This is a genomic window from Bradyrhizobium septentrionale (genome assembly GCF_011516645.4).
In the GTDB taxonomy this organism is placed as follows: Bacteria; Pseudomonadota; Alphaproteobacteria; order Rhizobiales; family Xanthobacteraceae; genus Bradyrhizobium; species Bradyrhizobium septentrionale.
On record NZ_CP088285.1, the window covers coordinates 8264968 to 8285412 of the forward strand.

24 protein-coding genes and 1 tRNA gene are annotated in these 20445 nt (G+C 63.8%); 3 read left to right on the forward strand and 22 right to left on the reverse strand.

Translation table 11 applies throughout. From position 1 onward, the window contains the following. Positions 1-268: 268 nt before the first annotated feature. The 7 genes from HAP48_RS41255 to HAP48_RS41285 all read right to left on the reverse strand — a co-directional run bounded on the left by HAP48_RS41255 (position 269) and on the right by HAP48_RS41285 (position 5174). Positions 269-346, reverse strand: a tRNA-Pro gene (locus HAP48_RS41255). Positions 347-431: 85 nt separating this feature from the next. Continuing rightward, positions 432-1040 carry a MerR family transcriptional regulator gene (locus HAP48_RS41260; RefSeq protein ID WP_166205497.1) on the reverse strand — a complete coding sequence of 203 codons (609 nt, stop codon included), beginning with the start codon at positions 1038-1040 and terminating at the stop codon, positions 432-434. Between the two features lie 127 nt (positions 1041-1167). Then, the gene (locus HAP48_RS41265; protein ID WP_166205498.1) at positions 1168-1503 is read right to left on the reverse strand and encodes an integration host factor subunit alpha; all 336 of its coding nucleotides are present in this window, start codon (positions 1501-1503) and stop codon (positions 1168-1170) included. A 130-nt stretch (positions 1504-1633) separates the two neighbouring features. Next, complete coding sequence (locus HAP48_RS41270; RefSeq protein WP_166205499.1) at positions 1634-2611, reverse strand: beta-ketoacyl-ACP synthase III; 978 nt, start codon at positions 2609-2611, stop codon at positions 1634-1636. Continuing rightward, positions 2608-3669, reverse strand: coding sequence for a phosphate acyltransferase PlsX (gene plsX, locus HAP48_RS41275; protein ID WP_166205500.1), 1062 nt, complete (start codon positions 3667-3669; stop codon positions 2608-2610). Before plsX ends, HAP48_RS41270 begins: the two co-directional genes overlap by 4 nt. 369 nt (positions 3670-4038) lie before the next feature. Next, on the reverse strand, positions 4039-4626 hold the full coding sequence (locus HAP48_RS41280) for a YceD family protein (RefSeq protein ID WP_166205501.1): 588 nt from the start codon (positions 4624-4626) through the stop codon (positions 4039-4041). Next, positions 4623-5174, reverse strand: a complete 552-nt coding sequence (locus HAP48_RS41285) for a ubiquinol-cytochrome C chaperone family protein (protein WP_166205502.1) — start codon at positions 5172-5174, stop codon at positions 4623-4625. Before HAP48_RS41285 ends, HAP48_RS41280 begins: the two co-directional genes overlap by 4 nt. Positions 5175-5311: 137 nt before the next feature. On the opposite strand from HAP48_RS41285, the gene HAP48_RS41290 reads away from it, so the two are divergent. After that, positions 5312-5788 (forward strand): outer membrane protein assembly factor BamE, encoded by a 477-nt coding sequence (locus HAP48_RS41290; RefSeq protein WP_166205503.1) that lies wholly within the window; start codon positions 5312-5314, stop codon positions 5786-5788. A gap of 67 nt (positions 5789-5855) precedes the next feature. Here the strand turns inward: HAP48_RS41290 and makE are convergent, their stop codons facing one another. The 6 genes from makE to makC (HAP48_RS41320) are packed head-to-tail and all read right to left on the reverse strand — an operon-like array spanning position 5856 to position 10814. Next, positions 5856-6911, reverse strand: coding sequence for an alpha-pore-forming cytotoxin subunit MakE (gene makE / locus HAP48_RS41295; RefSeq protein ID WP_166205504.1), 1056 nt, complete (start codon positions 6909-6911; stop codon positions 5856-5858). Positions 6912-6926: 15 nt separating this feature from the next. Then, complete coding sequence (locus HAP48_RS41300; RefSeq protein ID WP_166205505.1) at positions 6927-7715, reverse strand: hypothetical protein; 789 nt, start codon at positions 7713-7715, stop codon at positions 6927-6929. Between the two features lie 59 nt (positions 7716-7774). Beyond that, entirely contained in the window at positions 7775-8899 is a 1125-nt protein-coding gene (gene makA, locus HAP48_RS41305) for an alpha-pore-forming cytotoxin MakA (protein WP_084518466.1), read from the reverse strand. 19 nt (positions 8900-8918) lie between these two features. Beyond that, entirely contained in the window at positions 8919-9977 is a 1059-nt protein-coding gene (gene makB, locus HAP48_RS41310; RefSeq protein ID WP_166205506.1) for an alpha-pore-forming cytotoxin subunit MakB, read from the reverse strand. A 2-nt stretch (positions 9978-9979) separates the two neighbouring features. Then, positions 9980-10408, reverse strand: coding sequence for an alpha-pore-forming tripartite toxin MakABE regulator (gene makC / locus HAP48_RS41315; protein WP_210292747.1), 429 nt, complete (start codon positions 10406-10408; stop codon positions 9980-9982). 16 nt (positions 10409-10424) lie between these two features. Then, positions 10425-10814, reverse strand: a complete 390-nt coding sequence (gene makC, locus HAP48_RS41320) for an alpha-pore-forming tripartite toxin MakABE regulator (RefSeq protein ID WP_166205507.1) — start codon at positions 10812-10814, stop codon at positions 10425-10427. Positions 10815-10989: 175 nt separating this feature from the next. Here makC (HAP48_RS41320) and HAP48_RS41325 point away from each other — a divergent pair, with 175 nt between their 5' ends. Together HAP48_RS41325 and HAP48_RS41330 are read left to right on the forward strand one after the other, a co-directional pair. Then, positions 10990-11604, forward strand: a complete 615-nt coding sequence (locus tag HAP48_RS41325; RefSeq protein ID WP_210292748.1) for a hypothetical protein — start codon at positions 10990-10992, stop codon at positions 11602-11604. A gap of 159 nt (positions 11605-11763) precedes the next feature. Beyond that, on the forward strand, positions 11764-12771 hold the full coding sequence (locus HAP48_RS41330; RefSeq protein WP_166215622.1) for a Bug family tripartite tricarboxylate transporter substrate binding protein: 1008 nt from the start codon (positions 11764-11766) through the stop codon (positions 12769-12771). Here the strand turns inward: HAP48_RS41330 and HAP48_RS41335 are convergent. The 9 genes from HAP48_RS41335 to nrdR all read right to left on the reverse strand — a co-directional run bounded on the left by HAP48_RS41335 (position 12734) and on the right by nrdR (position 20427). Further along, positions 12734-12979 carry a hypothetical protein gene (locus HAP48_RS41335; RefSeq protein WP_166205508.1) on the reverse strand — a complete coding sequence of 82 codons (246 nt, stop codon included), beginning with the start codon at positions 12977-12979 and terminating at the stop codon, positions 12734-12736. The two genes, HAP48_RS41330 and HAP48_RS41335, sit on opposite strands and share 38 nt — an antisense overlap. 222 nt (positions 12980-13201) lie before the next feature. Further along, entirely contained in the window at positions 13202-13357 is a 156-nt protein-coding gene (locus HAP48_RS41340) for a hypothetical protein (protein ID WP_165123933.1), read from the reverse strand. Between the two features lie 151 nt (positions 13358-13508). Then, on the reverse strand, positions 13509-15629 hold the full coding sequence (locus tag HAP48_RS41345; RefSeq protein ID WP_166205509.1) for a sodium-translocating pyrophosphatase: 2121 nt from the start codon (positions 15627-15629) through the stop codon (positions 13509-13511). 218 nt (positions 15630-15847) lie between these two features. Further along, entirely contained in the window at positions 15848-16849 is a 1002-nt protein-coding gene (gene thiL, locus HAP48_RS41350; RefSeq protein ID WP_166205510.1) for a thiamine-phosphate kinase, read from the reverse strand. A 137-nt stretch (positions 16850-16986) separates the two neighbouring features. Continuing rightward, a complete protein-coding gene (gene nusB / locus HAP48_RS41355; RefSeq protein ID WP_166205511.1) occupies positions 16987-17481 on the reverse strand; it encodes a transcription antitermination factor NusB in 495 nt (164 codons plus the stop codon). A gap of 2 nt (positions 17482-17483) precedes the next feature. Then, on the reverse strand, positions 17484-17975 hold the full coding sequence (gene ribH / locus HAP48_RS41360; protein WP_166205512.1) for a 6,7-dimethyl-8-ribityllumazine synthase: 492 nt from the start codon (positions 17973-17975) through the stop codon (positions 17484-17486). Between the two features lie 216 nt (positions 17976-18191). Further along, complete coding sequence (locus HAP48_RS41365) at positions 18192-18800, reverse strand: riboflavin synthase (RefSeq protein WP_166205513.1); 609 nt, start codon at positions 18798-18800, stop codon at positions 18192-18194. Next, complete coding sequence (gene ribD, locus HAP48_RS41370; RefSeq protein ID WP_166205514.1) at positions 18800-19948, reverse strand: bifunctional diaminohydroxyphosphoribosylaminopyrimidine deaminase/5-amino-6-(5-phosphoribosylamino)uracil reductase RibD; 1149 nt, start codon at positions 19946-19948, stop codon at positions 18800-18802. Before ribD ends, HAP48_RS41365 begins: the two co-directional genes overlap by 1 nt. Then, positions 19945-20427 (reverse strand): transcriptional regulator NrdR, encoded by a 483-nt coding sequence (gene nrdR, locus HAP48_RS41375; RefSeq protein ID WP_029081130.1) that lies wholly within the window; start codon positions 20425-20427, stop codon positions 19945-19947. The genes ribD and nrdR overlap by 4 nt, the downstream gene beginning before the upstream one ends. Between the last annotated feature and the right edge of the window lie 18 nt (positions 20428-20445).

A 20445-nucleotide genomic window follows, 5' to 3' on the forward strand; every position in this document is an offset into this window, starting at 1 on the left:
GCTATTCCGCAAGTGAGGTCGAGCAGTCCCGTCAAGTTTTTGGACATTACCGGTCTCTTTTGGGCAGACCGGCCTCTCTCGCACTTCGATGGTACTATCTGGGATATAACGCCCCCGTCAACGCGGAGTGACACGGCGCGCGGCAATTCGATTTCCAGCTGAGACAAAAAAAGCGACTCAAGGGCTAACCCTCTCCGCCGCTGTTTCCCCGGTGTTTCCCAGGCCATTTTTCGAAAAAGAAGACTTCCCGTTAAGTCTTTGATTTTGTTGGTCGGAGCGAGAGGATTTGAACCTCCGACCCCTAGTCTCCCAGACTAGTGCGCTAACCGGGCTGCGCCACGCTCCGATGCCGTTCCATTAGCTGCGATCCTGCGTTCGCGCAAGGCAAAGCAGGCCTTAGAGGGCTGCAATCGGGACCCCGGTTCCCCGACTCAGCCGTCCTTCATCGCCGCGTCGATCATCTGCCGGCAGGCGACCAGCTCCTGCAGCACGCGTTCGAGCCGCTCGCGATCGGCCGACGGAACGGAGGGGCGCACCGGCGGCGCCGCCTTGCCCGGCTGCGCGGACACCTTGCCCGGATGGGCATGCGCCTTGTAGGTCGACAGGATCGGATCCTCGTCGGGATTGACGAATCGGTAGTCGATTCCCTGCTCGTCGCCGTCGCCCTCCTCGCCGTCGAAATCGAGGCCGTCATTGCTCTCGAGCTCGTCGGGCTCGGCCATGCTGTTGCCGACCGCCTCCTCGACCGCGCCGAACGAGACCGCCGCGGTCTGGTCGGCGATGCCCTGCACCGACTTGATGCCGTGCTCTTTGAGGATCCGCTGCACGCCGCGGATCGTATAGCCCTCGCCATAGAGCAGCCGGCGGATGCCCTTGAGCAGGTCGACGTCGTCAGGGCGATAATAACGGCGGCCGCCGCTGCGCTTCATCGGCTTGATCTGCGCGAAGCGCGTTTCCCAGAACCTCAGCACATGCTGGGGAATATCAAGCTCGTCAGCGACTTCGCTGATGGTACGGAACGCATCCGGCGCCTTGTCCAAATGCCCGCTCCTCTCGCCTCAATGGCTAGAACCCTTTCCGTTCCGATTGAATCGGAACGGAGCTCTAGATTCTAGTTTTGGCGCGTTTTCTTCACGCGAACCGGTATCCACTTCGCTTGAAAACGCTCTAGTCGGCCTTGCTGCCGTCGCCATTGGTGACGGAATGGCCATTGATCCGCTGCTTCAGGATCGCCGACGGCTTGAACACCATCACCCGCCGCGGCGAGATCGGCACCTCAGTGCCGGTCTTTGGATTACGCCCGATACGCTGGCCCTTCTTGCGCACCATGAAGGAGCCGAATGACGACAGCTTCACCGTCTCGCCCTTTTCCAGGCAATCGGTGATCTCCTTCAGCACCAACTCGACAAATGCCGACGATTCCGTGCGCGACAGGCCTACCTTTTGGTAGACCGCCTCACACAAATCGACACGCGTCACTGTTTTTCCGGTTCCCGTGGTCATCGCCTGCCCCGCACTCTCGGCGAACAATTTCTTGACTGAAATTAAAAGCTTAGCGCGCAATGGTCAACAGCGACCAGCATCCGGACGCCGGAAAGATACCGGCAACCTGTCGGCACTCTCTAAAGATGCGCTACCAGCGCACGAGCGCCGAGCCCCAGGTGAAGCCGCCGCCCATCGCCTCAAACAGCACCAGATCGCCCTTCTTGACGCGTCCGTCCTTCACCGCGACCGACAGCGCCAGCGGGATCGAGGCCGCCGACGTGTTGCCGTGCTTGTCGACCGTCAAGACCACCTTCTGCGGTGCAATATGCAGCTTGTGGGCCGATGCATCGATGATTCGCTTGTTGGCCTGATGCGGAATGAACCAGGTGATGTCGTCGGCGGTAAAGCCGGTGGCGTTGAACGCATCGACGATCACATCGGTGATCATGCCGACGGCGTGCTTGAACACCTCGCGGCCCTCCATCCGGAGATACCCGACCGTCCTGGTCGAGCCGGGGCCGCCATCGACGAACAGCTTCGACTTGTGGCGCCCGTCGGAACGCAGATGCGTCGTCAACACGCCGGGATCGCTGATCGTGCCGGAATGCTCCTGGGCCTCCAGCACCACCGCGCCGGCGCCATCGCCGAACAGCACGCAGGTGCCGCGGTCGTTCCAGTCGAGGATGCGCGAGAAGGTTTCGGCACCGATCACCAGCGCCCGCTTGTGGTGGCCGGCGCGCAGGAAATTGTCGGCGGTGGTCAGCGCAAAGACGAAGCCGGAGCACACCGCCTGCAGGTCGAAGGCTACGCCATGGTTGATGCCGAGCCCGTGCTGGACCGCGACCGCGGTGGCCGGAAAGGTGTTGTCCGGCGTCGAGGTCGCCAGCACGATCAGGTCGATCGACTGGGCGTCGATGTTGGCATCGGCGAGCGCGGCGCGCGCCGCATTGATCGCGAGATGCGAGGTGAACTCGTCATCTGCGGCGATATGGCGCTCGCTGATGCCGGTGCGCTGCACGATCCAGTCATCCGACGTGTCGATCCGGCTGGCCAGTTCGGCATTGGTCAAAACCCGCTCCGGCAAATATGAGCCGCAGCCGAGCACTACCGAACGTATCGCAGTCACGAGACAGCCTCCTGCGCGGTCGGCGCCTTTACCAGGGCGCTGCCGTCGCGGTTGAGCATCTGATTGATCTTGGTGAGGAGATCGTAGTGGGCCATCTCATAGCCAACATCCACCGCATAGGCAAAGCCTTCCGCGTTGATGCCGCCATGGCTCTTGACCACCACGCCGTTCAGGCCGAGCAGCAGGCCGCCATTCGACTTGTTGGGATCGAGCTTGTCGCGCAGCTTCTGGAACGCGCCGCGGGCAAGCAGATAGCCGATCCGCGCCAGCCAGCTCGACGACATCGCCTCGCGCAGCAGCGTGAACATCTGGCGCGCGGTTCCCTCGGCGGCCTTGAGCGCGATATTGCCGCTGAAACCTTCCGACACGATCACGTCGGCGAGCCCCTTGCCGATCGCGTCGCCCTCGACAAAGCCGATATAGTCGAACTGGTTCGAGTTCATCGCGCGCAGCATCTCGGCCGCCTCGCGGATTTCGCCGTGGCCCTTGATCTCTTCGGACCCGATATTGAGCAGGCCGACGGTCGGCCGTTCGAGGTTGAACAGCACGCTCGCCATCGCGCTGCCCATCACCGCGAGCGTCGCCAGATGATGGGCGTCGCCGCCGATCGAGGCGCCGAGATCGAGCACCACCGAATCGCCGCGCAGCGTCGGCCACACCGCGGCGAGCGCCGGGCGGTCGACGCCGGGCAGCGTCCGCAGATTGATGCTGCCCATCGCCATCAGTGCGCCGGAGTTGCCGGCGGAGACCGCGACATCGGCCTCGCCATGCTTCACGGCATCGATCGCCAGCCACATCGACGACGCCCTGCGGGTCCGCCGCAGCGCCTGGCTCGGCTTCTCGTCATTCTTCACGGCGACGTCGGTATGGATCACCTTCGATACTGCCTTGAGCGCAGGATGCTTCGCGAGCTCCGGCTCGATCTGGGCCTGGTCTCCGACCAGCAGGAATTCACTGCCGGGGTGACGACTCAACGAGATCGCGGCGCCGGGAATGACCACCGATGCGCCGACATCGCCCCCCATGGCGTCAAGCGCGATTCGAACCTTTTGAGGCATGAACGTCCCGGAAACCTGCTCTCCCACAGCCCTTCAACGCAGGCCGCGAGCTTGAAGTCACCGCTGTCAACGGCGCGCGGCCAAACGCCAACTCGCGTCCCGGCCGGGCCGCGACAATAGCGTTTCCGCGATCCGACACAACCTCTTGACCGCAAACGACCAAGCCGTCAAACCCATCACGCAACACATCAGAACATAGCAGAAATACATTATATTTCAACGTATTGCGACATTTATTTGAAGTGACGACCGACGCCCCTCGCGAAGCCGTGCAAGCAAGCCATCCCCTCAAATGTGGTTCCAGAGCGTTTTCGAGCGAAGTGGATCCCGGTTCGCGCGAAGAAAACGCGTCAAAACAAAAAGCCGCCCTCAGCTGCCCTTCGGCTTCTTGCCGTTAGGCTTTTCCTTCAGCGCTTTCAGCGCGGCAAAGGGATGATTTTCCGGATCAGGCGCTTCAACCTCCTGTTCAAAGACTGCATCCGCCTTGCGCGGATACGGGTCTATGGCCAGAAACAGCGCATCGGTAGCGAGCCGGCCGATGTCGATGAAGCCGCCCGTGATCGGCTCCGGCGGGTCCGGCGTTTCCTCATCGCCGGCCTCGGCATCGTCGACCAGGTCGGCCATCTCCGGAATCTGCTCGGGCGGCGCGAACATCACATCGATCGGCTCGATGATCTCGTTTTCGATCGGATCGAGCGTCACCACGCAGGTCTGACCGACCCTCGCCAAAACCCTGCCGGTGACGTGGCAGCTACCGTCGCGCTTGGGCTGCAGATCGAACGTCGCATGCGCCGAGATCACCTCGCGCAATTCCGCGGCCTCGGCCATCGCCTTGCGCACCGCCTCGTCGGCCACGATCTCGCGATGCAGGCCCGTGTCCGGGATCTGCGCGACGTTGACGAGAACGCGCCAAGGGTCCCGCACGGCATCGGGCCGTCCTGTGGTCCCGCCGCTCATGCCGCCGTCCCCGCAGCCTGCGGCGCGGGAAAGCGCCACGCGCCCCTGGTCAGCGCCGCGAGGTCGGTGTGATCAAGCACCGCCATTGCTCCCCTGGCATAGGCGGCCAGTTCGCGCGCTTGGTCGATATTCTCGCCGTTGAGGATGTTCTTGCAGAACGACTGGGCCAGCGCCTCCTCGCTGTCGGTCAGCGCCAGGTCATAGGCCGCGGTACGGCCGTAGAAGGCCTCGCCGAACGCCTGCATGCGCTTGGGCACCGTGAGGTCGCCGACACCCATTTCCCGCAGATTGTCGTCCATGTCGACGCAGAAATGATCGAACAGCGCTTGCGACAGTTCCACGCCGCCCTCGGCGGACTTTAATCGCCGCAGCACCAGCCAGAGATGCATCAGAAGCAGGTCAAAACGGCCGTTAACCGTGTCGGGAACGCCCAAGTCACGGTAAAATAACGGTTCTCGCGCCTGCGTCACGATCATGCCATAGATGGTCTCGATGGTGCTGCGCGCGCGCACCGGGGGTCTTCTGAAGTGATTGAACGGCCAAAGCATGACGGGTTCCGGCTGCCGGCCCCCCAAAGGACACCTGTTGAGCGGTCGCCCATTGGAGCGCGGCATGATTGCAATCCATTGAGCTGCCCGGTACGTCAATGCCACGGCCGATGCAAGGGGACGGATCAGTTCCGCCGATGAACCACACTCTTTCACGACAGTCTCGCGCCGCTTCCGCGCGCGGGTTCTTCACGCGCTTTCGCGCGATCGCCGTCATTGGCCTGGTCTGCGCCGCGCTCGGCGGCTGCGCCGGCGAACAATTCCAGAAGGGCTATATCCTGCCTGAAGGAGCGCTCGAGCAGATCCCGATCGGCGCGAGCCAGGATCAGGTGCTGATCGTGCTCGGCACGCCCTCGACCGTCGCAACACTGGACGGCGAGGTGTTCTATTACATCTCGCAGCGGACCTCGCGCCCGGTCGCCTTCATGAACCAGCGGGTGGTCGACCAGCGCGTGATCGCGGTCTATTTCGACAAGAACCGGCAGGTGCGCCGGCTCGCCAATTACGGCCTGAAGGACGGCAAGATCTTCGACTTCGTCAGCCGCACCACGCCGACGTCGGGCCAGGAAATGTCCTACCTGACACCGCTCTTCAAGCTGCTCAGCTTCAACTGACCGGTATCAGTTTTCGCGCCGCCCAAGTCCGGGATGCCCAAGTCCCGGACGCTCAAGTCCGGGACGCTCAACCAATTCTCACCCGGCTGGTGTCGATCTGCCGCCCGGTAAGGTCGGCGACGTGGCTGTCGATCAGATTCCACTCGGTGCAAGCAGCGGTGTACCAGGCCTGACTGACGATGAGGTCTGCCGCCGACGTCGCGGCCTGCAGCTTGGCGATCACGCCGCCGAGTTCACCGTCCAGAGCGGTCCAGCCGGTCCGGAGCGAATCAAGCGCGTTCTCGATCATCGCCATATCGCTCAGCACGAGCCCGGTGCTCATGGTGAGCGCGCCCAGCGTTGCGACGATCCTTTGATCGTCGCTGAGCGCCGACTGATCAGAGGCGATCTTCTGCTGATAGCCCGATATCTCCGATTGCATGGCATTGATCTGGCCCTCGGCTTCGGCGATCGAGGCCACGCCGATACCGGCCAGGATCAGCGACGCGCCGCCGGTCAGCGGCGCGAACACGACACCGAAGATGGTTTCGATGATGCCGCGCGTGCGCGCGGCCTTCGCCCGTGCAATCGCCTCGCGGTCGGTCTGGATTTGCACGTTGAGCAGCTTGATCTGGTTGTTGATCGCGTCGATCTCGCCCTGAATTTGCTGCTCCTGGGCCTGTACCTGCCCGACCGTGTTGCGCATCGCCTGGTCGGCCTGCAGCATCGCCTGCTCGAACGTCTGGAGCTTGCCGAGATAGTCCGCGATCTGTCCGATCATGGCCTGGATCGGCGGCTCAAGCGCCTGCATTGCGGTGATCAGTTCGGCCTTGCCGCCGGCCGAGAAGCGTTGCTCGAGCGCTGCAAACAGAGCGTCGATCTGCGGCGCTGCCGCGACAAACGCCTGCCCGGCTGCGGCAATCGTATCGAGGATGTCGGTCTGGAAATACAGCACTCCGCTGCGGCGCCAGCCGACGACCAGGTTCTCGGCAGCGCCGAGCTCCTGGTCGAGCTGGTCGTACCAGGGGGAAGCGACCTCCGCGATCTCGGCCTCGATCACCGCCTGGCAGGACGAGTTGAGCAGCACGATCGCGCCCATGCTGGCGTCGATCTCCGCATTCGTCGCCGCACCGCTGAAAGGCATCTCGACTCCCCTCTGTTACGCGGCCCTGCCGGGGATTCCCATCGAAGCGGTCGCCAGCTTCTGCGCGAACTGCGTGGCAGCGGCCCATTCGGCCTGCGTGGCCGCGCCGAAAGTGTTGGCCGCGAACGTGCCCAGCGTGACCTTGCCGGCCCTAAGCTCGGCCAATGCATCGCGCATCGCGTCCCGAAGCTCGCCCCAGGCACCGATGAGCTCACGCAGACGCGTCAGTGCATCGCCGGTCGAGCCCAGCACCTGCTCGGCGGCAGACAGCGCAAGCGCCGCTGCGGCTTTTGCGTCAGGCGATTGGTCCGCCGCCTCGCGCAGCGCAGCATCGCGGGCATGCATGGTCTCTCCCCATGCATTGATCGTTGCGAGCCTCGTTTCGAGGCCGGCGACGGTTACATGCAATGACTGATCCAGTGGGCCGGTGAGTTCGAGCCCGACTTCAACGAAGGGATCGCCTGCGCCCCGCGCATCCGGATGATCAGCCGCAATCGAGCTGACCTGTGAAGAGATCGCCGAAAACGTCGTGCCGTGGTTGATGACCAGCACCAGAACTTCGCCGGTGACACCAGGCGCGATATTGTCGATCCAGGCCTGCGCCTGCGCCTTGGCGGCATCGAGCTTGCTGTTGAGGTCGTCGAACCAGTCGGGTTTCGGCGACGGCGGGATCAGCGGCGCGTTGAGCAAACCATGGCAGGCTGCCGTGACCGCGGCGAGACCCTCGAAGGTCGCCTTGGACGCAGAAGTTAGCCTGCCCAAGCCGCCCACATCCGGTTCGTCGCCTGGCTTGTCGTTCGACATGACGAATTCCTTTCAAGCAAGGCGGGCACCGCCGGCAGACGGCGGTGCCCGCGAGATGATCAAGCGGCTTTGCCGTCCATCGCCAGTTCCTTGGCCGGATACGAAACCGGGGCGTTGACCAGCCCCTGCGCAAACGACGTCGCATCGGCCCATTCCGAGGCTGCGGCGGTGGTGAAAGCACCCGCCACGATGGTGCTGAGCGCCGCTTCAGCCGATTCAAGCTTCGCCAGCACGCCCTGCAGTTCGCCCTGGAACACGGTCCAGCTGGTGCGGAAGTCGGACAGCGCGTTGCTGGCGTCGGTGATGTACTGGATCGCCTGGCTCGAGGCGGAGCCCAACCCCTGCAGGGCGACCATCTGGCGCTTGTCGTCGTCCAGCTCCTTCTGGTCCTGGGCGATCTCGTCGAATTGTTTGTTGATCTTGCTCTGCATGACGCCCCACGTCACGGCGCCGCCGACGACCAGCAAGCCGCCGGTGCCGGCAACAAGGAGGCTGGCGCCGCCCGTTTCAGGCGCGAGCGCGATACCCACCACCAGGAGAAGCAATCCAATGGCGATGCCGCCAGCGGACGCCGCGATCGCGATATTCTCGTTATGAATGGTATCGTTGAGCACCTTGATCGCTTCGTTCATCTTGCTGATGTCGGCGCTCAGATCCGCTTCCGCCTTCTGAATGCTGACCGCACCCGAGGTCAGGGCGTCGTGCGACGCCTGCATCAGGTCGCCCCAGTTCTTCATCAGCGTCTGTGTGGTGTTGGCATTGGTGACGATGACCTGCACCGACTGCTCCAGCGCGGCGACCAGCTCATGAACCTGCTTGACGTACGGGTTGTCGGCGCCTTGTGCGTCCGGGTGTGCGTTAACGATCGACTGGATCGTGCCGGTGATGGCCGAATAGGTCGTGCCGTAGTTGATGACCTGCACCGGAACGCCGCCGGTGACGCTGGGGCCGATATTGTCGATCCAGTCCTGCGCGTGCGTCTTGGCGACGTCGAGCTTGCTGTTGAGGTCGTCGAACCAGCTCGGCTTGGGCGACGGCGGCACGAACACCGTGTTCAGGATGCCGTGGCACGCCTGGGTGATCAATGACAAGATCACGAAGGCCGATTGGGTTTGGGTCTCGAGCTTGGTGGTCGCCGCCAATTTCGGCGCTGCTTTTACTTTCAGTTTTGCTAGTGCCATCATGATCTCTCTCCTGCGAGTGCTAGGTTGCGATCGGATGCTGCGGGTCCAGCGTCACCGGCGGCCCGACCGTGGTCTTGGTCGCCGGTATTGCGATTGCGAACTTGCTGATCGCCTGCCAGTTCGCGTTCGCGATCGGGATGGTGAAGATGTCGAAATAGGTCGCCGGGTCGGCGCCGGCTTGAAGCGCCTGGATCGCCTGCTGCACCTTGTCGCGCTCGGTGCTCCACATCGTCACGATCTGGGGCATCACGTCGACGATGCGTCCGAATGTCAGCTCGAGATTATAGAGCAGCCGCAGCACGAGCTTGGTGCCGGCGGCAGCCTGCGCCTCCTCGCTCGCCTCGATCTGGAGCTTGGCGATCTGCTGCAAGGTCTCGCCGACCGCGGCGGTCTTGGTGATGATGTCGTAATAGAATTTTCCGACAGTGAAGGCGGCGGCGGCCATCCCAAGGAAGGAGAAGGATTCGCCGACCCCGGTGGCGACGTTGTAGAGTGTCTTCACCGTGGTCGTGACCACGCTCTGGCCGGTGCTGATGTCGCCCGCGGTGATGGAATCCTGGAGCGAGCCGACCAGATCCTCCAGACGCGTGAGCTGCGCGGCGATCTTGACCATCTGCTGCTCTTCGTCCTGCAGCTCGGCCCACCCCGCATTGATGCTGCTCTCCAGCAACGGCTGGATGTTCTTGAAAGCCTGATAGTGGCCTTGCAGCGCCGTCGCCGCGATGTTCGTTGTGTCGATCGACTTGTTGAGCTGGCTGAGCAGAACCTCCTTCAGCAACTTGATCCACTGATCGCTTGTGGTGGCCTTGGCGTCGGCCACGCCGGCGAAGGCGCTGCCATAGTTGCTGAACTGCGTCAGCACCGGTCCCCAGACCGAGGGCTTGTCCTCGATCCATTTCGCACCGGCCTGCCCCAACATGCCGACCCGGTTGCGCACCGGCGCCAGCCAGTCGGGGTCCTTCACCAGCACGCCGATGGTCGTGCCGCTCGCGCTGATCGAATAGCTGTCGAGCCGCAATATCTCGTTGAACGCCTGGGCCAGCAGGCTGTTCGCGACGTTGATCGATGGGCTCAGCATGGTCAGGATATCTTCAGGAATGGATCGAAGGTCATGGCCTTGCCGTCCATGGTCAGCACGCAGGAATATTGCTGGTTGCCCTTGAAGCCCTGGGCTTCGACCCGGCCGGACCAATAGGTGCCGTCTGGCGTGGTCACCGACTGCGGAACGCAGATCTTGTCGTTGATCATCTGGCCGGTGAACTGGGTGATGTTCACGTCGCTGGATGGCGACACCCCGACCACGCTCCAATTGAGGACCTGACCGTCCTTGACCGCGGTGTAGAGCTCCGCCTGCCCTTCGCTGCCCGAGCCCGCGTGCTTGTTGGTGTCGATCATATATACGTTGTCCTGAAGGTTGCCGGAGGCGAGCGCGCCTTCGACATCCGCCACGATCAACACATCGACTTGACTCAATGCGGCTGCTGCACGCTCTGTTTTATCTGCACTCACGCTGCTGCTCCCTGCGTTAGACGACCTTGATGGATGAGTTGAGCGTCATTGACCTTCCACCGATCGACAGGGCGATCGTGTAAGAAAGGGACGCGAATTGACCGTGGGATTCGACCCGGCCGGACCACACATCCGGGTTGCCCACCTGCGGAGCCGGCTTGCAGACCGATGTGGAGATCATTTGACCGGAGAAGCCGGTGATCGACACCTGGCCCGTGGGGCTGACGGGAGTGACGCTCCAGTTCACGACCTGGCCGTCCTGCACGACCGTGTTGAGCGTCGGCGTTCCCTCGTTCCACGAGCCGAGATAGCCGTTGTTGTCAACCAGATATGAATTATCGACAGCCGATCCGCTGGAGAGCGCGCCCTCGGTATCAACAACGATCAGTGCGTCGACTGTTCCCATCGCTGTCCGATCCAAAAATACGAGGTGTCGTTAGCGCCTGCGCCAATGGCACCAAAGCACCGTTACAATTTTCGACTTTATTTGTTAGAAAATACTTCTCTAGGTTGTCACACCCTGAGGTAGTATGCATGCACGGAGGCTGAGCGCAAGAACGATTCTCGTTCAACACGAAAAGTTGGTCATCGACTTCGTGTACACGCTCGATTTAAAATCAAAGCAACGCTGCGATAGCAAAACAGAGCGGCGCAGCTCCTTCGCGCGATTTCGATTTGTCGTGCTTCGACCGAGCGATTGCTCCAATCAATTTATAGTTGCTCGTAATATATTCACACGCTCGCAGCGATGCTCGTGCTACGCTCGCTATGAGCCCGATCATACCAATCGGCTCTTCAAGGGCTCTCGTCAGCCTTCATTCAGCAGGGAGATCAACATCATGGGCTTTTATGGACCGGAACCTTTCGATAGCGCACAGGCCGTTTATGTCTGGACGGGCTTGGGCGCACCGGGATTCTTCTCCGTCACCGTCAAGGGGAACGCTCCGAATTTCACGTCAGGAATCAAACTCATCCGCGACGAGCAATGGGTCGGTGGTCTCGCCATCAGGGTGATGGGATGGACCGGTCCGCTCGGCCAAGGCACCAAGCCCTACACGGTGAAGGGGTCTTTCCCGGGATCCTTCCTCAAGGAGATCGTGATTATCGGAAGCAACAAGACCGAAGTCATCAAGGTGAGCGAAATCCCGTTCACCAACGACGAAGCCTTCGCCAAGAACGCCGACGCGCTGGTGTAACCGCGCCGCCGACCTGAACCAGGCCTGCGCCAACTTTGCTGCGCCAGGTCTGCTACGCCAAGTCTGCTGCGCCAAGTCGTCCGCTTGCCGGACAGCCGCGCCATGCCTACGCTCCCTGCAAAATAAAATCATGCAGGGAGCGAAGTCGTGACCAGGGGATTGACCAAGGGATATCTTTCTCGCCGAGGCGTACTTGCGGGGGCTGCGGCCCTTTCGACGGCAGCGATCCTGCCGCGCGCCAGCCTTGGCGCCGGCGACTGGCGGCCGTCTGAGACGGTTCGGATCATTGTGCCGGCAGCAGCCGGCGGCTCTACGGACGTGATGGGGCGGCTGCTCGCCGCGCATCTGCAGCCGATCTGGGGCCAGTCGGTGGTCGTCGAGAATCGCTCCGGCGCCGGCGGCACCATCGGCACATCGGAGGTCGCCCGCGCCAAGGGCGACGGCCACACCATCCTGATCGGCAATCCCGGCCCCAACGCGATCGCCTTCAGCATCTTCAGGAACCTGACCTACAAGGCCGACCAGTTGCAGGCGGTCTCCAACATGATCCGGATTCCGAACATCGTCTCGGCGCATCCATCGACGGGGCTCAAATCGATCCCCGAATTGATCGCCTATCTGAAGCAGAATCCCGACAAGCTGACCTACGGCTCATCCGGCACCGGACAGAGCCCTCACCTCACCGGCGCCTGGTTCCTGCAGCTCACCGGGCTGAAGATGACGCACGTACCGTTCCGCGGCGCCGGCCCGGCGCTGCAGGCCGGGCTCGCCGGCGACATCCAGATCCTGTTCGACAATCTGTATCCGTCGCTGCCGCAGGTGCAGGACGCCAAGCTCAACGGGCTCTGCGTCACGACGCCCGAGCGCAGCGAATCCGCACCCGACCTGCCGACGATGCGCGAGGGCGCGCCGGAGCTGGCAAAATTCGACGTCTCGTCCTGGTTCGGCGTGTTCCTGCCGAAGACCGCGCCGGCGCCCGTGCTCGACGAGCTGAACCGGCAGATCAAGGCAATGCTGGAGCGCGACGACATCAAGAAGAATGTCGCCGGCATGGGCGCGCGTGCCGACTACGGCACGCCGCAGCAGTTCTCCGATTTCGTCGATGCGGAAACCAAGAAGTTCGCCGCGATCATCGAGAAGGAAGGCTTGCAGATGGAGGTGAAGTGAGCTGGCTGCCCGGGTGCGGCGCCGGGGTCTTGAACCAGTTGAAGATGAGGAGGACCGCCGCGGTCAGCCCGACGGCGAGCATCGTCCGAGGCTGGTAGGTACCGAGCCTGCTGATACCGACCTGCAGCTTGCCGCAGCTTGGACAGATATCGACACCCATCGGCATCTCGCTGCCGCACTGGTTGCATTTGGTCATCTCGAACTTCATGGCGGAAAACCCACGGCCTGCACCGCAGGTTTGTCGCAGATCATGCACCTAGGGTTCAGTACGCGCGGATCGCCCGGCGTCGCTGCGGGGAGCGACAGCGCCGTGGGGCGGATTAGCCCACCGGGTCCCGCGAAGCGCGGCCCGATGACAGGCTCAGGCGTAATCCGCCGCCGCGGTCAGACCTATTGGCGGATTACGCATCGCTAGTCCGCCCTGCGATTTCTACGAAGACTTGTTGATCTTCTTGATCTTGGCGTCGGTTGCTTCAATCGACATCGCCAGTTCCAGGATCGCCTTCGACAGCAGCTCGATGGCCTCCTTCTGATCCTGCGACTTGGAGGCGCGGAGCGCATAGTTCCGTGCGGATGAGAGCGACATCGATTGATCTCCGTTTTGTTGGCATCTGGTTCTCGGCGGATATCGTTGGCGGATAGCCGATCAATTCGGCAGTACACCGAACGAAGTCCCTGCAAAACAAGAACCCCGCGGCTCGCACCGCGGGGTTCTGCATTCAATCTGGTTGCGCTGCTTAGTGCGCCAAAACCGCCAGCAGCAACAGTGCCACGATGTTGGTGATCTTGATCATCGGGTTCACCGCCGGGCCGGCCGTGTCCTTGTAGGGATCGCCGACGGTGTCGCCGGTCACCGCGGACTTGTGGGCATCAGAGCCCTTGCCGCCGTAGTGACCGTCCTCGATGTACTTCTTGGCGTTGTCCCAGGCGCCGCCGCCCGAGGTCATCGAGATCGCGACGAATAGGCCGGTGACGATGACGCCGAGCAGCATGGCGCCGACCGCGGAGAATGCCGCCGACTTGCCGGCCGCGCCGCCGCCCGCGATCGCATAGATCACGAAGTAGACGAAGATCGGCGACAGCACCGGCAGCAGCGACGGGATGATCATCTCCTTGATCGCTGCCTTGGTCAGCAGGTCGACCGCCTTGCCGTAATCCGGCTTGTCGGTGCCCTGCATGATGCCGGGCTTCTCACGGAACTGACGGCGCACCTCTTCAACGATTGCGCTGGCGGCGCGTCCCACCGCCGTCATGCCCATCGCGCCGAACAGATACGGCAGCAGGCCGCCAAACAGCAGACCAACCACGACGTAGGGGTTGTTGAGCGAGAAGTCCGGATTGACGCCCTTGAAGTAGACGTGGTTGGCGGAGTCGCTGATGAAGAATTTGAGGTCCTGGTTATAGGCCGCAAACAGCACCAGCGCACCGAGACCGGCGGAGCCGATCGCGTAGCCCTTGGTCACCGCCTTGGTGGTGTTGCCGACTGCGTCGAGCGCGTCGGTCGACTTGCGCACTTCCTTCGGCAGGCCCGCCATTTCGGCGATGCCGCCGGCGTTGTCGGTGACCGGACCGAAGGCGTCGAGCGCGACGATCATGCCGGCCAGCGCCAGCATGGTCGCGGTCGCGATCGCGATCCCGAACAGGCCGGCCAGGCTGTAGGTGACGAGGATGCCGGCGATGATGACGATCGCGGGCAAGGCTGTCGCCTCCATCGAGATCGCGAGGCCCTGGATCACGTTGGTGCCGTGACCGGTGACGGACGCCGCCGCAATCGACTTCACCGGACGATAGTCGGTGCCGGTGTAGTATTCGGTGATCCAGATGATCAGGCCGGTGACGACCAGACCGACCACGCCGCACTCGAACAGCGCCATGCCGGTATAGTCGACGCCATCGAGCTTGCCGAAGCCGATCAGCCAATTGATGACCAGCGCGACGCCGACCAGCGACAGCACGCCGGTGGCGATCAGGCCCTTGTAGAGGGCGCCCATGATCGACTGGCTGGCACCGAGCTTGACGAAGAAGGTTCCGATGATCGAGGTGATGATGCAGATGCCGCCGATCGCGAGCGGCAGCGTCATCATGTTCACCAGGATCGGTGTCTTGGCGAAGAAGATCGCGGCGAGCACCATGGTGGCGACCGCGGTCACCGCATAGGTCTCGAACAGGTCGGCCGCCATGCCGGCGCAGTCGCCGACATTGTCGCCGACGTTGTCGGCGATGGTGGCCGGGTTGCGCGGATCGTCCTCGGGGATGCCGGCCTCGACCTTGCCAACGAGGTCGCCGCCGACGTCAGCCCCCTTGGTGAAGATGCCGCCGCCGAGACGGGCGAAGATCGAGATCAGCGAGGCGCCGAAGCCGAGCGCCACCATGGCGTCGACCACGGTGCGGCTGCCGGCCTCCAGACCCATGAACTTGACCAGGATCATGAAGTAGATGGTGACGCCGAGCAGCGCCAGACCGGCAACCAGCATGCCGGTGATCGCGCCCGCCTTGAAGGCGAGCTCGAGGCCGCCGGCGAGCGAGGTGGTCGCTGCCTGCGCGGTGCGGACGTTGGCGCGCACCGAGACGTTCATGCCGATGAAGCCGGCCGCACCCGACAGGATGGCGCCGATCGCAAAGCCGATCGCCACCAGAAGGCCGAGGAAGTAGGCCAGCACCACGAAGATCACGATACCGACGATGCCGATCGTGGTGTACTGCCGCCGCAGATAGGCCTGTGCGCCCTCGCGCACCGCGGCCGCGATTTCCTGCATGCGGGCATTGCCCGCATCCGCGTTCAAGACCGACTGCGTCGCCCAGATCGCGTAGACGATGGAAAGCGCCCCGCAGAGCACAATCAACCATAAAGCTGTCATGTTGCCTCAGATCCTTGATGTAACCCCCGCGCCTTCTTGTGCCGCTAGGGGGCGGCAGGCGCTTATTTTGCGAGGACAATCCTCCCCAAGAACCGATTGCCTCAAATCGGGCGCGACCTTGCCAAAATCGTTACCGCTGCGCAACGCCACCTGTGGCCGAAAACGCCGATATCGGCAGCTATTTAGAAGGAGAATCGGCGCCGTCAGGCGCAGCGGTTCTAGAAATGGCTGTAAGACAGCCGCTTCAGCGCCAGTTCCCTGCCCTGTCCGTCAAGGAAGCTTGGCGGCGATGAGCCTGCAATCAGGCCGCCGATGGCGGTCACCGCGACCTTGGCCTGCCGTGCCTCCCGCACAAAGGCGTCCACGCGATCGCCCGGAACCGCGCACAGGATCTCGTAATCGTCGCCGCCGGCCACCAGGGTCTCAAACCCGATCGCCTTGCGCGCGAGCAGCCCCGCGGCCGCCGACGATAACGGGATGCTCGGCGCGTTGATCACAGCCGTCACACCACTGGCTGCGCAAAGCTTGGCCAGATCGCCGGCGAGACCATCGGAGACGTCCATCGCCGCGCTGGCATGGGTACGGACGGCATTGGCCAATGCGTTGCGCGGCTGCGGCACACGGTAGCGGGCCGCGAGAAAATCCCGGCCGGCGGCATCGTCCGCCAGATCAGCCGCGACCGGACCGCCCTGGAGCACATCGAGGCCGAGCGCGGCATCCCCGATCGTGCCGGTCACGAACAGGCGGTCGCCGGCCCTTGCCCCTGCGCGATGCACCATCTTGCCCTGCGGCAGCCGGCCGAATGCGGTGATCGAAATCATCAGCGGCCCCGGCGTCGACACCGTGTCGCCGCCGAGCAGCGGGCAGCCGTAATGGGCGGCGTCCTCGCCGATCGCCTGGGCAAACGGCTTGAGCCAGGCCTCCTCGGCGCGGCGCAGCGCCAGCGTCAACACGAAGCCCGCCGGCGCAGCGCCCTTGGCCGCGATGTCGGAGAGGTTTACCCGCAGCGCCTTGCGCGCCAGCGTGTCGGGCGGATCGTCGGCGAGGAAGTGCACGCCCTCGACGATGGCATCGGTGGTGACCACGATGTCCTCGCCGGCCGCCCGCAGCGCAGCGGCATCATCGTCGAGCCCGAACGCACCCGGATCGCTCGCCAGCGGCTTGAAATAGCGCGCGATGACGGAGTCTTCGCCGGAGGGATTGTCGTGACGCTCTGTCATGTCGCGCGCCTTACCCTCAACTGTCATCGCCCGGCTTGACCGGGCGATCCAGTACGCCGCGGAAGCTGTTGTTGCCAATAACCGCCGCGGCGTACTGGATCACCCGCATGCGCGGGTGTTGACGGCGGAGACGTGGTTCAGCCCCGCACAAACTCGTCGCCGCGGAACTGGCGCGCGATCTGGTCGAGCACGGCGTTGACCATGCCGGTCTCGTCCTTCTCGACAAAGGCATGCGCGACGTCGACATATTCGGACACCACGACGCGGCCCGGCACGTCCCTGCGATGTTCGAGCTCGTAGGAACCGGCGCGCAGCACCGCGCGCAAAATCGCGTCGATCCGCTTCAGCGGCCAGCCCTTCGACAGCGCCTCGTCGATCAGGGGATCGAGCTTGGCCTGGTCGCGCACCACGCCGGAGACGACATCGCGGAAGAACGCCGCTTCGGCCGGCAGATATTTCTCGCCTTCGACCTCGTTGCCGAGCCAGTGGCTCTCGAACTCGGCGAAGATGTCGTTGATGCCCGCGCCGCCAATGTCCATCTGGTAGAGCGCCTGCACGGCCGCGAGCCGCGCCGCGCCGCGCCGGTTGGCTTTCCGGTCGGGGGCTTTCGCGGGCTTCTTGCTGTCAGCCATGGTCAGGCCTTTGCCAGGCGGCGTTTGATCCGCAGCATCGCAATCGCCGCGCGCGCCGCGTCGCCGCCCTTGTTCAACTCGCTGGCGCGCGCCCGCGCCCAGGCCTGCGCCTCGGTGTTGACGGTGAGGATGCCGTTGCCGAGCGGGAATTTCCGGCTCACGGCCAGATCCATCAATCCGCGCGAGGACTCCTGCGAGACGATCTCGAAATGGATGGTGTCGCCGCGCACCACGCAGCCGAGCGCGATCGCCGCGTCATAGGGCTTGCCGTTCGCCGCCGCCGCATCGATCGCAATCGCGATTGCAGCCGGAATCTCCAGCGCGCCCGGCACCGTGATCACGTCATGGGTCGCACCCGCGGTCTTCAGCTCGGCGAGCGCACCTTCCAGCAGCGCATCCTGGATGTCGTCGTAAAACCGTGCCTCGACGATCAGAACGCGAGCGCCTGTGATGTCGGTCTGGTCCTTCAGGGGTGCGCGCCGCGCGTCAGCCATTGCAATACCAATCGGAACTTGGGGAAGAGTTGTGCTGCGTTTTAGGCGCAGCGGACGGCAAAGCCAAGGGCAATAGCGGCCCGGATGTCACCGCAAACAGCCCGATTTTTCAGGTCGGCTTGGCTCACAACGCATGGGCCATCGGGCTGGAATTGCCCCGGCTGGACAACCAAGCAACCACGTCGATCTTGGTTGCAATGCCCGGCGAAGCCGCCGTCACTTCATCTCCGACAGCCGCGCCGCGTAGCGGGCCATCAGATCGACCTCGATATTGACCTCGCTGCCGGCCTTCCAGCCGCTTAGGGTGGTGACGGCAAGCGTGTGCGGGATGATCAGCACCGAAAACGTGACGTCGTCGACCGTATTCACGGTCAGCGACACGCCGTCCAGCGTGACCGATCCCTTCGCCGCGATGAAACGCGCCAGTTCGCGGGTGGTTCGAAGGTCGAACCGCGCCATGTCGGGCAGATCGTCGCGCTTGACGATGGTGGCGATGCCGTCGGCATGCCCGGCCACGATGTGACCGCCGAGCTCGTCGCCGATCTTGAGCGCGCGCTCGAGATTGAGCCGGCCGCCCTGCGCCCAGTCCTTGGCGGTGGTCATGCCGAGCGTCTCGGCGGCGGCATCGACGTCGAACCAGGTCTTGCCGTCAGCCGTGCCGGAGGCGACCACGGTGAGGCAGACGCCGTTGCAGGCGATCGAGGCGCCGTCGGCGATCGTGGTCTGGTCGTAGTCGCAGGCAATCCGCATCCGATGCAGCTGCCCCTGCGCTACCGGCTTCAGGCTGGTGATCTCACCGATATCGGTGACAATTCCGGTAAACATTACGCACGCTCGTAGATAGTGAGACTGTCGTTATCGAGGCTTTCGCTAGCACGAACCTTGAAGCCCGGCGACTGCGTGATTGCGTCGAGCGGCAATGCGTCCAGCGCGGGAACGCCGTCGGCGCCGATCGTATCAGGTCCGTGCAACAGCCAGATTTCATCGACAAGACCGGCTGCCACGAAAGAATTTGCCACGCGCGAGCCGCCTTCGATCATCAGTCGCGTGATCCCCTTCTCCGCCAGCGCATGCAACACCGCCGGCAGGTCGAGCCCCACGGGCGCGCTGGATGCAACGCGGATCACCTCTGCCCCGGCAGCACCAAGCTTCATTGCGGCCGGCGCCTCCGCAAGATCAGAGGTCATCACCCAGAGCGGCGTTGCGCGCGCCGAATGCACCAGGCGGCTGTCGCCTGAGATGCGCAGCGCGCGATCCAGCACCACCCGCACCGGCGAGCGCGCCGCCATGCCGGGCAACCGGCAGGTCAAGAGCGGATCGTCGGCTCTGACCGTGCCGATACCGACAAGGATCGCATCGCACTGCGCGCGCAACAGATGCACGCGCCTCCGTGCCGCGTCGCCGGTGATCGCAACCGGTCGGTGGCCGCCGGCTGCGATCTTGTCGTCGGCGGACACCGCGAGCTTGAGGATCACATGCGGGCGCTTGTCGCGGATGCGGCGGAAGTGTCCGGCATGGTCGCGCGCGGCCTCCGCCGCACACAGCCCAACATCGACCGCAATCCCGGCGGCGCGCAGCTTGGCGTGCCCCTTCCCGGCGACTTCCGGATTGGGATCCTCGATCGCGGAGACCACGCGGGCAAGCCCGGCCGCGACCACGGCATCCGCACAGGGCGGCGAGCGGCCGAAATGCGAGCAGGGTTCGAGCGTGACATAGAGCGTCGCGCCACGCGCGGCGTCACCGGCGCGCCGGAGCGCCTCGACCTCGGCATGGGGGCGGCCGCCTGGCTGGGTCCAGCCGCGGCCGACGATCACGCCGTCCTTGACGATGACGGCGCCGACCGCCGGATTGGGCCAGGTCCGCCCGAGCCCGCGACGGCCGAGGGCGAGTGCAAGCTGCATGAAGCGCAGATCGGCAGTTTTCGCGTCTTTGGATTTCTGCGCGAACTGGTCTTCCAGAATGCGGAAGATCATTTGCGCAACGTTGCGACCCGCGGATCCTCTTCGCCGGTCAGTTCGTCGAGCACGGCCTCAAAATCCTTGGCCTCGCGGAAGTTGCGATAGACCGAGGCGAACCGCACATAGGCGACGTCGTCGAGCTGGCGCAGATGCTCCATCACGATCTCGCCGATCGCCTCCGAGGAGACCTCCGCCTCGCCGCCGCTTTCGAGCTCGCGCACGATCGTCGACACCATCTTCTCGACCCGCTCGGACTCCACCGGGCGCTTGCGCAAGGAGATCTGCAGCGAGCGCACCAGCTTGTCGCGATCGAACGGCACGCGGCGGCCGTTGCGCTTGATGACGGTCAGCTCGCGCAGCTGCACCCGCTCGAAGGTCGTGAAGCGGAAGTTGCAGGCCATGCAGACGCGCCGCCTGCGGATGACAGCGGAGTCCTCGGTCGGACGCGAGTCCTTGACCTGCGTATCGAGAGAATTGCAGCTCGGACAACGCATCCGACGAGACCCTTACGA